The sequence below is a fragment of the Vogesella indigofera genome (assembly GCF_003633895.1).
GTDB classification, from domain to species: Bacteria; Pseudomonadota; Gammaproteobacteria; order Burkholderiales; family Chromobacteriaceae; genus Vogesella; species Vogesella indigofera.
This window is the reverse complement of sequence record NZ_RBID01000004.1, coordinates 33,517-46,258: the sequence shown is the minus strand read 5'-3', so window position 1 is coordinate 46,258 and position 12,742 is coordinate 33,517. Positions and strand designations below refer to the sequence as shown.

General features: G+C 68.3%; 11 protein-coding genes and 1 tRNA gene. 3 read left to right on the top strand and 9 right to left on the bottom strand.

Annotated features, from left to right (window positions below):
• Positions 1-309: 309 nt before the first annotated feature.
• Positions 310-1,089, bottom strand: coding sequence for a ferredoxin--NADP reductase (locus C8E02_RS01840; RefSeq protein WP_047968497.1), 780 nt, complete (start codon positions 1,087-1,089; stop codon positions 310-312).
• Positions 1,090-1,343: 254 nt separating this feature from the next.
• On the opposite strand from C8E02_RS01840, the gene C8E02_RS01835 reads away from it, so the two are divergent.
• Positions 1,344-2,345, top strand: a complete 1,002-nt coding sequence (locus C8E02_RS01835) for an isocitrate/isopropylmalate dehydrogenase family protein (protein ID WP_120809430.1) — start codon at positions 1,344-1,346, stop codon at positions 2,343-2,345.
• A 212-nt stretch (positions 2,346-2,557) separates the two neighbouring features.
• Here C8E02_RS01835 and C8E02_RS01830 read toward each other — a convergent pair.
• A tRNA-Tyr gene (locus C8E02_RS01830) sits at positions 2,558-2,642 on the bottom strand.
• 132 nt (positions 2,643-2,774) lie between these two features.
• On the opposite strand from C8E02_RS01830, the gene C8E02_RS01825 reads away from it, so the two are divergent.
• Positions 2,775-4,019: an ATP-binding protein gene (locus C8E02_RS01825; protein ID WP_120809424.1), complete on the top strand. Its 1,245-nt coding sequence runs from the start codon at positions 2,775-2,777 to the stop codon at positions 4,017-4,019.
• Positions 4,016-4,540: a response regulator transcription factor gene (locus C8E02_RS01820; RefSeq protein ID WP_120809423.1), complete on the top strand. Its 525-nt coding sequence runs from the start codon at positions 4,016-4,018 to the stop codon at positions 4,538-4,540. The genes C8E02_RS01825 and C8E02_RS01820 overlap by 4 nt, the downstream gene beginning before the upstream one ends.
• Before the next feature lie 581 nt (positions 4,541-5,121).
• Here C8E02_RS01820 and C8E02_RS01815 read toward each other — a convergent pair.
• The 7 genes from C8E02_RS01815 to C8E02_RS01785 all read right to left on the bottom strand — a co-directional run bounded on the left by C8E02_RS01815 (position 5,122) and on the right by C8E02_RS01785 (position 12,714).
• Positions 5,122-6,801, bottom strand: a complete 1,680-nt coding sequence (locus tag C8E02_RS01815) for a flagellinolysin (RefSeq protein WP_211329133.1) — start codon at positions 6,799-6,801, stop codon at positions 5,122-5,124.
• 209 nt (positions 6,802-7,010) lie between these two features.
• Positions 7,011-8,393, bottom strand: coding sequence for an FAD-binding oxidoreductase (locus C8E02_RS01810; RefSeq protein ID WP_120809422.1), 1,383 nt, complete (start codon positions 8,391-8,393; stop codon positions 7,011-7,013).
• On the bottom strand, positions 8,390-8,722 hold the full coding sequence (locus C8E02_RS01805; protein WP_120809421.1) for a hypothetical protein: 333 nt from the start codon (positions 8,720-8,722) through the stop codon (positions 8,390-8,392). Before C8E02_RS01805 ends, C8E02_RS01810 begins: the two co-directional genes overlap by 4 nt.
• A 1-nt stretch (position 8,723) precedes the next feature.
• Complete coding sequence (locus tag C8E02_RS01800) at positions 8,724-9,347, bottom strand: glutathione S-transferase family protein (RefSeq protein ID WP_120809420.1); 624 nt, start codon at positions 9,345-9,347, stop codon at positions 8,724-8,726.
• A 165-nt stretch (positions 9,348-9,512) separates the two neighbouring features.
• Positions 9,513-10,145, bottom strand: a complete 633-nt coding sequence (locus C8E02_RS01795) for an exopolysaccharide biosynthesis protein (RefSeq protein WP_120809419.1) — start codon at positions 10,143-10,145, stop codon at positions 9,513-9,515.
• Positions 10,146-10,226: 81 nt separating this feature from the next.
• A complete protein-coding gene (locus C8E02_RS01790) occupies positions 10,227-11,582 on the bottom strand; it encodes an aldehyde dehydrogenase family protein (protein WP_120809418.1) in 1,356 nt (451 codons plus the stop codon).
• 253 nt (positions 11,583-11,835) lie between these two features.
• The gene (locus C8E02_RS01785) at positions 11,836-12,714 is read right to left on the bottom strand and encodes an NUDIX hydrolase (RefSeq protein ID WP_120809417.1); all 879 of its coding nucleotides are present in this window, start codon (positions 12,712-12,714) and stop codon (positions 11,836-11,838) included.
• Between the last annotated feature and the right edge of the window lie 28 nt (positions 12,715-12,742).

Below are 12,742 nucleotides of genomic sequence, written 5' to 3'. Positions count from 1 at the left end.
TTTCCCCGTTTCCCCGTTTCCCCGTTTCCCCGTTTCCCCGTTTCCCCGTTTCCCCGTTTCCCCGTTTCCCTGTGCCCGTCCGGCTGTCGCATGACAGGGTTGCGGTGCACTTCAGCTTATCCACAGCGGCAGGCTGATTCCGTAAGTTATCCACAATTGGCATCGTCATGGCTGCGGTGGGTGCCAATGGCCGTGGCCGCGAGACACGCCATGCCCGGCACGCTCACCTGCGCGGCAGCTGGCGCCAACAGCAAAACACCCCGCACGCGGCGGGGTGTGACAGGCTGGCCGCAAGCGGCAGGGCCGGTATTACTTTTCGACGAAGGCGCGTTCGATGGCGTAGTGGCCGGGTTCGCCCATGCGTGGCGACTCGACAAAGCCGAGGCTGTCCAGCAGCTTGCAGGTGTCTTCCAGCATCGCCGGGCTGCCGCACAGCAGCGCGCGGTCGGTCTGCGGGTTCAGCTGCGGCAGGCCGATGTCGCTGGCCAGCTTGCCGTTGAGGATCAGGTCGGTCAGGCGGCCCTGGTTGCGGAACGGTTCGCGCGTCACGGTCGGGTAGTAGATCAGCTTTTCGCGGATCATTTCGCCCAGGAACTCGTGCTCGGCCAGTTCCTTGGTGATGTAGTCCTGGTAGCCCAGCTCGCTGACCCAGCGTACGCCGTGGATCAGCACGATTTTTTCGTAGCGGTCGTACACGTCCGGGTCCTTGATGATGGACATGAACGGGGCGAGGCCGGTGCCGGTGGACAGCAGGTACAGGTTCTTGGCGTCCGGCAGCAGGTTGTCCTGCACCAGGGTACCGGTCGGCTTGCCGGAGATCACCACCTTGTCGCCCGGCTGGATATTCTGCAGACGCGAGGTCAGCGGACCGTTCGGCACCTTGATCGAGTAGAACTCAAGGTGCTCTTCCCAGTTGGCGCTGGCCACCGAGTAGGCGCGGATCAGCGGTTTGCCGTTCACTTCCAGACCGATCATCACGAACTGGCCGTTGATGAAACGCAGACCCGGATCGCGGGTGCAAGTGAAGCTGAACAGGGTGTCGTTCCAGTGATGGACGGACAGGACGGTTTCGGAGGAAAGAGTAGCCATGAGTGTCGTCTTTATCAAACGGGCAAATTCAACAAGTGCGTATTCTAACCCGACTTCCAAATAACTGCTTGGATGTAAAGGTTCTGTCTTTATTGCTTTTTTGATTTATATCAGGGGATAGAATGATAGCCGTTCTCGAATAGCCCGCCGTGGCGAGCTTGGCGGCGCAGGTGGCGGCGCCACTTGCCCTGTGCCGGGCGGCGCGATATGTTGCCATGCAACAACAAGCAGGCGACACGGAGCGGGAGCAGAAGATGAAACTATGCGTGATCAGCGGCGATGGCATCGGCCGCGAAGTGGTGCCGCAGGCGGTACGGGTATTGCATCGGCTGCTGCCGGCTTTGCAGATCGTGACCGCCGACGCCGGCTGGGACACCTTCCGGCAGCAGGGCACGGCGTTGCCGGCGGCGACACTGGCCGCGGCGCGCGATTGCGGCGCGGTGTTGTTCGGCGCGGTCAGCTCGCCGGCGTATCCGGTGGCCGGTTACCGCTCGCCGATCGTGCAGCTGCGGCGCGAGCTGGGCTGCCACGCCAATGTGCGGCCAACCCTGAGCCTGCCCGGCTGCGGCGCGGCCGAGGGCATCGACCTCTTGATCGTGCGCGAGAACACCGAAGACCTGTATGTCGGCGAGGAGCAGTCCGACGGCGACACCGCCACCGCCATCAAGCGCATCACCCGTGCCGCCTCGCGCCGCGTCGCCGAGACCGCGTTCCGCCTGGCGCAGGACGGCGGCCGCCGGCGCGTCACCATCGTGCACAAGGCCAACATCATGCCGCTCACCGACGGCCTGTTCCGCGACGCGGCGCGCGAAGTGGCCGCGGATTATCCGCAGATCGCGGTGGACGAGCTGCTGGTCGACACCGCCGCGCTGAAGCTGGCGCAGGCGCCGCAAGGTTTCGACGTGCTGCTGGCGCCCAATCTCTACGGCGATATTCTTTCCGATCTGGCGGCGGCTTTCGGCGGCGGGCTGGGGGTGGCGGCGTCGCTGAACCTGGGCGCCGAGGCGGCGATTGCCGAACCGGTGCACGGCTCGGCGCCGGACATCGCCGGTCGCGGCATTGCCAACCCGGTGGCGGCGCTGCTGTCGCTGGCGCTGCTGCTGCGCCACTGGTGGGCGCAGCCAACGTTGGCCGCAAGCCTGGAGCAGGCGGTGCGGCGCACGCTGGCCGACGGCATCGCCACCCCCGATCTTGGCGGGGACGCGAGTACGGCGACGTTTTGCGATGCGGTGCTGGTGCGGCTGGATCTGGATTAAGGGCTGCGGGACAGGGCAGGCTGCGACAAGATGCCGCATTCCGTCGCCGCCGACCATTGGCTATAGTCGGGATTGGCGGGGAGGCGTCTTCGCCAAGCGAACTGGAAGTGGCCGTCCGCAGCAGCGGGCGGCTTTTTTTTTGCGGCCGCGGGCTGGCGGCGCGGGTAAACAAAAAAGCCCTGACGCGGTGCGCAGGGCTTTGATGAGTCTTGTGGTGGGGGGAGAAGGATTCGAACCTTCGAAGGCTGAGCCGTCAGATTTACAGTCTGATCCCTTTGACCGCTCGGGAATCCCCCCGACAAGAGCGGCGCATATTAGCCGTCCGTTTTTTTTCTGTCAAGCCTGTGCCCGGCAAAAGGCGCGACCGGCCGCTGCGACAAATCGTCGCAGCCTGCCGCGCGCGGCGACGGCGATGCTAAAGTAGCCGCCATGATGACTTCCACTTTTCCGCTGCTGTTTGCGGCCAACCTTGGGCCGGTGGCGCAGGCGGTACGGCGTTTGCGCTGGCTGATGTTGGGCGCGGCGCTGCTGACCCTGCTGTTGGCCGCACAGCTGGCGCTGCAGTTGCCGTGGCTGCTGCTGGTGCAGGCGCTGGCGACGCTGGCCGTGCTCAACTTCGCGCTGCGGCACTGGCCGCTGCCGCCACGCTCGCAGCTGGCGCTCGGCCTGTTCGGCGACGTGCTGGTGCTCTCCGAGGTGCTGGCCTTCAGCGGCGGCGCCGCCAACCCGCTGGCCTCGCTGTACCTGCCGCCGGTGCTGCTGGCAGCCTTGCTGTTGCCGCCGCGCCAGGCGTGGCTGCTGGCGCTGCTGAGCCTGGGCGGCTACGCGCTGCTGTTTGGCTGGCACCTGCCGTGGCCACTGGCCGGCGACGATGCCGCCTACGCCTTCCGCCTGCATCTGGTCGGCATGTGGCTGACTTTTGCGGTGTCGGTGCTGTTGCTGACCACCTTCGTGTCGTCGCTGGCGCGGCAGCTGGCGCAGCGCGAGGCGGCACTGGCGCAGGCGCGCGAGGCGCAGCTGCGCGACGAGCAGCTGGTGGCGCTGGGGGTGCAGGCGGCCGGCACCGCACACAGCCTGTCGACGCCGCTCAACACGCTGACCCTGTTGTGCGACGAGCTGTGCGCCAGTACTGCCGCCGATGCCGCGCTGCAGCCCGACCTGCAGCTGATGCGGCAGCAACTGGCGCTGTGTCGCCAGGCGCTGGTGCAGCTGAAGGCCGGCGCCGAAAGCCGGCCGCCGCCGCAGCCGATCGGCGACGCGCTGGCGCAGCAGCTGCAGGGCTGGCAGGCGACACGGCCGGGGGTGCGGCTGCAGCGCGACGGCCTGCTGCACGGCGGGCCGCTGATGGCGCCGGACCCGCGCTTCTGGCCGGCGCTGTGCAACCTGCTCAACAATGCGGCGGATGCTGGCGGCGGCGAGGTGGAACTCGACGCCGCCATCGCCGACGGGCAGCTGCAACTGCGCATCCGCAACCGTCGTGGCCGCCTCAGCGCCGCACAGCTGGCGCGCGCCGGGCTGGCGCCGCTGGATAGCGACAAGCCGGCCGGCCTCGGCCTTGGCGTGATGCTGTCGCACGTGACGCTGTCGCACCTGGGGGGCGAATTGCGGCTGGAAAACGATGCCGCCGGTGGCGTGTGCGCCACGCTTCGGCTGCCGCTGGAGGGCGACGCATGATGGACATCCTGCTGGTGGAAGACGACGCGGTGTTCGCCGCGATGCTGGCGCGCAGCCTGCAGCGCCGCGGCCATGCGGTACGCCATGCGGCCAACGTGGCCGCCGCGTTGCAGGCGGTGACCAGTGCGCCGCAGGCGATCATCCTCGACCTCAATCTTGACGGCGACAGTGGCCTGCGCCTGCTGCCGCAACTGTTGGCCGCCGCGCCGCAGGCACGGCTGCTGGTGCTGACCGGCTACGCCAGCATCGCCACCGCGGTGGAGGCGGTGAAGCTGGGCGCGGTCAACTACCTGGCCAAGCCGGCCGGCGCCGACGAGATCCTGGCCGCGCTCGGCGCGCCGGCACCGAACCCGGAGCGCGCGCTGCCCGTCGCGCCGATGTCGCTGAAGCGCGTCAGCTGGGAACACCTGCAGCGGGTGCTGGCCGAGCACGACGGCAATGTTTCCGCCACCGCCCGCGCGCTGAACATGCACCGCCGCAGCGTGCAGCGCATGCTGGCCAAGCGTCCGGTACGCGATTGAGGCGCCGATCTGCCCGCCGCGGCGAGCGTCGGCAACGGTGTGTCGTCGCACAAGAACCTGTGCACAATCTGCTGCGACCTGATATCAGTGGGTGATCCTGTGTTGGCATTGGCCAAAACATGGGTATCGATATCAGCATCAACGGCGCTTTTTGGGCCAGCTCCGCCTTGCCTGACTTGGGCGCGCGGGATCGTGAACCGCGGCTAAGCCCCTGATAAAGCAGTGGACAAATTAGAGTAATTGCCTTAAATTGTGCGCTGCACTCAAGCCGAAAGGTTTTTGTGGTGTTAGCCCCTCGAAGCATCCGTCGGCCCCGTGCCGGTGTGGTGTTTCTTCCTCGTGTTGGCCCCTGTGGAAACCCTCAGGGGATTTTTTTTGCCTGCTCGCCGTGACCGGCCGGCCGCGCTACCAGCACCGAATACGCCAATGCGGCCAACCTTGAGACAAGGTTGGCCGCATTGTTTTGTGGGTGTTGCCGCTCATTCGAGCGCCGGTGGCGCGGCCTGCCGTGCGTGCTTGCGCTGGCAACAATGCCCGCAGCGTCCCTGAGCCGTGGCGCGCCGCCGCAGTGAAGGCGGCGCTTAGACCTGCAGCAGCCGCAGCACGTTCTGGCTCTGGCTGTTGGCCTGCGCCAGCATCGCGGTGCCGGCCTGCTGCAGCACGCTTTGCCGCGTCTGGTTGGCGGTTTCCTGCGCGTAGTCGGCGTCCATGATGCGCGAGCGTGCGGCGCTGGCGTTCTCGGTCGAGCTCTGCAGGTTCTGGCTGGCACTGTCCAGCCGCGACATCATGCCGCCAATCTTGGCCCGCTCCTGCGAGACGTAGTCCAGCGCCTGGTCGAGGTGGAAGATGGCGAACTTGGCCAGCTTGTCGAGATCGAGATCCTGCAGCCCGAGCGAGGCCACGTTCACCGCGCCGACCGAGCCTTGCAGCGTGTCGCCGGCATTGCTGCCACTTTGCACGGTAAAGAAGTTCTGCCCGGTGGCGCCGGCAATGTCGGGGAAATCCAGCTTGAAGCCCTGCAGCACGTTGGCGCCGGACAGCGAGGCGTTGTTGTCGTCCAGCGCCGTTTCCGCGCTCAGCACCGTGCCGCCGTCGGCATCGGCACCGCCGACGGCACCGGTGTCGGCATTGCTCAGGTCCATGCTGCCGATGAAGGCGGCGCCGTTGGTGTTCCACGACGCGATGAAGGCGGCGCTACTGGCCAGGTTGCCCTTGGTGGCGCTGTTGATCGCGGCGTCGAGCGTGGCGCCGCCATTGAGCGCCTGCATCACGTCCTTGATGCCGCTGCCGCCGGCTTGTTTCACCTGCTGGTGCAGGTAGCGGGTGGCGGCGTAGGCGGCCGAATAGTGCGCCGAGTCGCTGGCCCACGCGCCGCCGAGGTTATTGCCGCCGACCAGGGCGGCGGCACTGCCGGCCGCCGCCACGTCGCCGGCCAGCCGCTCGTCGGCGCCGTGGATGAATTCGGCGGTGCCCTCCATGAACCAGGTCGGCAGCGTGGTGATGTTCATGCTGCGTCCCATCACCGCGTGCACCATCTCGTGGGCGATCACGCGATCGTTGTAGAACGGGGCGCTACCGCCGTTGGGCAGGTTGGCCGGCGTGAAGTCGGCCATCTCGACATTGAGCGCCACGCCCAGCATCCTGCCGCCGCCATCGGTGCCGGTGTAGCTGACCGAGGCCAGCGTGCCGCCCGGGGTGCCCGGATTGAGGTTCACCGTCATGGTGGCGCCGTCGCCCTGGATGCCGTAGAACTGCTTGATGCGGCGTTCCGACGCCTCCAGCCAGCCCAGTTGCAGGCCGTCCATCACCGCGCGCTTGTCTGCATCCCCGCCGAGGCTGGTGGTGGATTGTGAAAACACCTGCTGGCCGTTGAATTCCGTCTCGCGTCCGATCTGGTCGATGCCCTGCAGCAGCTGGTTGGCTTCCGCCTGCAGTGCCTGCCGGTCGGGGCTGCTCAGCGTGCCGTTGGCGGCCTGCACCGACAGCTCGCGCATGCGTTGCAGCATGTCGCTGACCTTGGCCAGCGCGCCTTCGGTCACCTGCAGCATCGAGGTATTGTCGGTGACATTGCGCAGGCCCTGGCGCTCGCCGCGGATTTTTGCATCCATGCGGCTGGCGCTGGCCTGGCCGGCGGCGTCGTCCATCGCGCTGTTGATGCGCAGGCCGGAAGACAGCCGCGCCAGGGTCCGCGTCAGGCTGTTGCTCGACTTTTCTAGTTGCCGCTGCGCATGCATGGCCAGCGTATTGGTATTGATTTGCACGAAGCGCGATCTCGCAGAGCGATGCCGGTGGCAAGGGATGATCCCTTATCGGCGCGGCGCGCTTGTTCTTGAGGGCTTTTGTTGCCGGATTATGGCTGTTTTGTATTTCCATGCCATTGTTTTTTATAGAAATACAAATGCATGGTCGATGTGCTTGCGGCCAACCTTGTGCCAAGGTTGGCCGCATTGTTTTTGGTGCGTGGCCGTGTTTACAGCCACTTGCCCGGGTTCATGATGCGCTGCGGATCGAGCGCCTGTTTCACCGCGCGCATCACCGCCAGCGCCGCCGGGTCCTTGTAGCGCTGCAGCCAGTGGCCCTTGAGCTGGCCGACGCCGTGTTCGGCCGCCAGCGTGCCGCGCAGGCGGTGAACCTGTTCGTAGACGATGGCGTTGACCGCGTCCTCGTCGGCAAACAGTTCGGCATTGCCGGGGCGGGTGTGGCTGATGTTGTAGTGCAGGTTGCCGTCGCCGGCGTGGCCGAAGGCGACGATGCGCACGCCGGGGAAGGCGGCCTGCAGCGCCGCGCCGCAGGCGTCGAGAAAGGCCGGAATCGCCGAGGTCGGCACGCCGATGTCGTGCTTGATGCTGGGGCCGTCGCGCTTTTGCAGCTCCGACATCTGTTCGCGCAGCTGCCACAGCCGCGTGCGTTCGCTGTCGTTCTGCGCCAGCACGCCGTCGCCGAGGCCGCGCGCGGCCAGCCACTGCAGCAGCCGCTCCTGCAGGCTGGTGTTGTCGCCGCTGTCGGACAGCTCGACCAGCAGCGCCCACGGCGCCTGGAACGGCAGCGCGCCGGGCTGGTACTTTTCAACCAGCTGCTGGCACACCTCGGACATCATCTCGAAGCTGGTCAGCCGGTCGCCGAACGCCGCCTGCAGCGCGTTGAGGGTGGCGATGGCCTCGTCGGCACTGGCAACACCGAGCAGCGCGGTGGCGTGCGCGGTGGGCTGCGGGAACAGCTTCAGCGTGGCGGCGGTGATCAGCCCGAGCTGGCCCTCGGCGCCGATGAACAGCTGCTTCACGTCCAGGCCGCTGGTGTCCTTGCGCAGCGCGGTCAGCGCGTCCAGCAACTGCCCGTCCGGCAGCACCACCTCCAGCCCCAGCGTCAGCTCGCGCATGGTGCCGAAGCGCAGCACGGCGAGGCCGCCGGCGTTGGTGGACAGGTTGCCGCCGATCTGGCAGCTGCCCTCGCTCGCCAGCGACAGCGGGAACAGCAGCCCGGCGCCGGCCGCGGCCGTCTGCACCGCCGCCAGCGTGCAGCCGGCTTCGACGGTGATGGTCTGGTTGGCCGCATCGACGGCGCGGATGCGGTTCAACCGCCGCAGCGCGATGACCAGCTGCCGGCCGCTGCCGTCCGGCGTCGCCGCGCCGCAGGTGGAGGTGTTGCCGCCTTGCGGCACGATGGCGATGCGGTGGGCGGCGCAGAAGCGCACCAGCGCCGCCACTTCGTCGCGGCTGGCCGGCAGCGCCACCGCCAGCGGCGAGCCGTGGTAGCGGCCGCGGTAGTCGGTAATGAAGGGCGCGATGTCGTGCGGCGTGGTCAGCAGGTTGGCGGCGCCGACAATGGCGGCCAGTGGCGCAAGCAGATCGGTCATGAGGTGGTTTCCGGTTCAGCGCTGGTGTCCGAGTCGCAACCGGCGCCGATCGCCAGATAGCGTCGCGCCAGCGGCGTGAACAGCGGCACGGCGACGGCGGGCAGCCAGCGCAGGTAGTGGGTGGGGGCGGTGAGCAGGCCGCAGTGGTAGCGCGCGGCCGCGGCCTGCCACTGCAGTGCCGGGCAGGCGCCGCCACGGTGGCGCAGCAGCAGCTTTGACAGCGGGCAGGGGGCGGCGGCGCAGCACACGCCGCAGCCGTTGCAGGCGGCGCCGAGTGCCGGTTTGGCCGGGGCGGCGCGGGCCAGCCAGATGCGCTGCGGCGCGCTCATGTCAGTGCCCACGCTCCGGCGCCATCAGCGCGTCCGGATGCTGCCAGCCGGGCTGGGCGGCGATGCGTGCCAGCCAGGCGCCGACCTGCGGCCAGGCTTGCAGGTCGATGCCGGCGTCGGCGGCCCACCACAGGTAGGCGCTGGCCGACAGGTCGGCGAGCGACAGGCCGCCGGCGAGCAGGTAGTCCTGCGTTGCCAGCTGCGCGTCCAGCACGTCGAGATCGGCGCGGCAGCGCTGTTCCAACCAGGCTTCGACTGCCGCCGGCTGCGGCTCGAAGCGGCGCGCGTAGCGCAGATTGGGCAGCGACAGGCCGATGCGGTTGCTCTCCCAGCTCAGCCATTCGCGCAGCGCCTGGCGCTCGCCCGGCTGGCCGGCCAGCACGCCCTGGCTCTCCGCCAGCCACTGCAGGATGGCGTTGGACTGCACCATCGCCACGCCGTCGACCACCAGCGCCGGCACCTCGTCCCAGCGGCTGGCGGCGCGGAAATCGGCCGGGCGCTGTGCGCGCGGGGTGGACAGCGCAACGTGGCGGTATTGGTGTGCGATATTGCCCAGCACCAGTGCCAGCCTGATCTTGTAGCTGTGGCCGGACAGACGGTTGCCGTAGAGGATGAGACTGCTCATGGGGGACTCCTGTGCCAGTACGGGCGTGGCCCGCTCAAGCCCACGATGATACGCGCAAGTGGCGGCCTGGCGCTGCTCACCACACCTCGCCGTGTCCCCACGCCAACGCTGAACTTAGCAGCGGTACGGCAAGGCGGCGCCACACAGGAGTGGTGGGCGTGGCGCTTAACCGGTCCAGCCGCCGCGCAGCAGGCGGTAGCCCCAGGCCAGGATCTCGGCGCCGGCCCACCACAGCAGCGCGACATAGGCCCACGCCAGCACGGTGACGACGTAGCCGGCCAGCAGCAGCGCGCCGTCGCGCAGCCGCAGCCCCCACGCCAGCAGCACCACCGCGGCGGCGGGCACCATATTGTCGAAGGAGATCACCGGCACCGGCACCATCATCGATAGCCCGGCCAGCGCCAGCATGCCGCCATTGAGGTAGCGGTAGCGCGGCGAGCTGAGCCGCAACAGCCGCGGCCGGCTGCGCGTCAGCAGGCGCTGGTTGAATTGTGCCAGCAGCCGTTGCAGGCGCTCGCCCAGCGCCGGCGGCAGGCGTCGCCGCGCCAGCCACGGCGGCAGTGTCACCGGTCGCGCCAGCAGCAGGCCGCCGGCCAGCAGCAGGCACAGCACGCCGACGCTGGTGGCCATGCCGGGCAAGGTCAGCGGCAACAGCAGCGGCAGCGCCAGCAGCCCGAGCCAGCGCAACTGCTGGCGCGGGTGGCGGCCGACGGCCTCGCCGAGGGTGGCGTGCGACAGCGGGGCAGGGAGGACGCGTGCGCGGCGGGTATGGGCGGGGCGGGAGCGGTGAGGCAGCATGGCGATCCACGGAATGAAGGCAACAAGCACTATGCGACCGGCGCATGGCGAATTTGTTGCAGGCCGCGGCCGCCCCGAGCCTTATTTTTGCCAGTAGGTCTTCACGTTGACGAATTCGTAGAGGCCGAACTCGGACAGCTCGCGGCCGTAGCCGGAGGCCTTGACGCCGCCGAAGGGCAGGCGCAGGTCGGAGCTGGTGTAGCGGTTGATGAACACCGCGCCGGCCTCGATCTCGCGCCCCAGCCGCCACGCCTGCTCGGTGTCGGCGCTGAAGATGGTGGCGCCGAGGCCGAACGGGGTGTCGTTGGCGAGGCGGATGGCGTCGTCGACGTTGGCCGCACGCAGGATGCTGGCCACCGGGCCGAACACCTCCTCGTGGTAGATACGGCAGGCGCTGTTGACGTGGTCCAGCACCGTGGCCGGGTAGTAGAAGCCGGCGCCGTGCGGCATGATGCCGCCGGCCAGCAGCTGCGCGCCGTGGCCCTGCGCGTCCAGCACCTGCGCGTGCAGCGCCTCGCGCAGGTCGGCGCGGGTCAGCGGCGCCAGCGTGGTGGCGGCGTCGGCCGGATGGCCGGGCACCAGCGCGCGGACGTGTTCCAGGAACGCGGCGACGAAATCATCGGCGATCTCCGGCACCACGATCATGCGCTTGGCGGCGTTGCAGCTCTGGCCGGCGTCGCGAAAGCGCGAGTGCGCGGCCTCGCTGGCGGCGGCTTCGACATCGGCGTCGGCCAGCACGATGAAGGGGTTGCTGCCGCCCAGCTCCAGTACCGTCTTTTTCAGGTGACGACCGGCCATGGCCGCGATCTGGCGCCCGGTGGTGGTGGAGCCGGTGAAGGCGACCGCGTCGCAGCCGCGGATCGCGTCGTCGACCGCCTCGTGGTCGATCCACGCCACGTCCAGCACCGCCAGCCCGGCGCGGCGCACGATGTCCAGCAGCAGCGCGCTGCACTGCGGCACCGACGGCGCCGGCTTCACCAGGCAGGCGTTGCCGGACATCAGCGCCGGTACCGCGAAGCGCAGCACCTGCCAGATCGGGTAATTCCACGGCATGATCGCCAGCACGATGCCCAGCGGCTCGAAGGCGACGCCGCTCTTGCTGGCGCCGGTGGCGATGTCCTTGCTGGCCAGCAGCGTCGGTGCCAGGTCGGCGTAGTAGCGGATCAGCTGCACCGACTTGTCGATCTCGGCCAGGCATTCGCGTTCCAGCTTGCCCACTTCCAGCGACACCAGCGCCGCCAGCGCATGACGGCTGGCCGCCAGCTGGTCGGCCAGCAGCAGCAGGCGTTCGGCGCGTTCGGCGGTCGCAAGGTGCGACCACGCGTGCTGCGCGCGGCGCAGCGCGGCCAGTTGTGGCGGCAGGGAATCGGCGGACAGGGCGGGGCGGGTATACACCACCTCGCCGGAGGCAGGATTGCAGCTGGTAAAGGCGGTCATGACGCGGCGGCTTGGCTACGGGGAAAGACGGTCACTGTAGCAAAAATCCACCCGTCGCGGCAGGCGGCAAGGTTGGCCGCAAGGGCTGCGGCCAACCTGGTGTTGGCTCGGGGCATGCTCACGATCTCGCGCTTACGCGAGACCAAGGCGAAAACGGCTGAGGAAGCGGCGTTTATCCGGCTTTAAACACGCATGCCGACGCCGTACTCACCGCGCAAGGTTTCACGGGGCGCAGCAGACCGTGAACAGGTTCTCAGCGGCCGGCGGTATCGGTGCCGGGCACGCCGCGTACGCCGGCCAGCAGCGCGTGCAGCGCGGCATCGTCGCCCCAGTAGCCCAGTCGCGCCATGCAATCGATGGCGGTCAGCGCGGCGTCGCTCATGAACTGGCCGTTGACCAAGTGCTGTTCCACTTCTGGCAGCGGCATCAGTACGTGCTCGGCCACTTCGCCGTCCTGGTTCTGCGGGATTTCGCCTTCCTTCAGCCACAGGTCGAACACGTACAGCCATTCGCGGTGCAGGCCGCGCGGCACCGGCCGCTCGGCCAGCAGCAGCGCGGTCTGCGGCAGCAGTTCCAGCCGGGTCGGCGGAATGCCGGCTTCTTCCCAGCCCTCGCGCTCCAGCGCGATCTGGATGCTCTCGCCGGCGGCGATGCCGCCGCCCATCAGGTTGTCGAGGCGGTTGGGCGCCACGTCCTTGAACGGACTGCGGCGACCGACCCACATGCGGATTTCGCCGTCGGCCATGCGCTGCAGGCCGTTGAGGTGCACTGCGCGGCTGGTCAGCCCCAGCGGGCGGAACGCGGCGCGTTCCATCTCGAAGGCCGGCGTGCCGTCGGTGAAATAGGCGGTGAATTTCTCGTCGCGCCAGCCGTTGAGCCAGCCGGCATCGCGCCAGCGCAGCGCGGCGGAGGCGAGGGTGGCGCTGCGCGCGGCAAAGTCGGCTTCGTCATCCAGCGCCTTCAGCACGCCGTTTTCCTCGCGGAAGATCGCCGCTTCCTGCGCCAGCAGGCGTTCGCGCCAGATGTCGTTGACACAGCCGATACGCTGACCTGCAAGTTCAAGAGGGGAATAACCAGTCTTGTCGTAGCACACGATCTGTTCGAGTGCGGCGGTAACGGCTTGCAACTGCATGACATCTCCTGCCTGTTTTCGTGAAGGC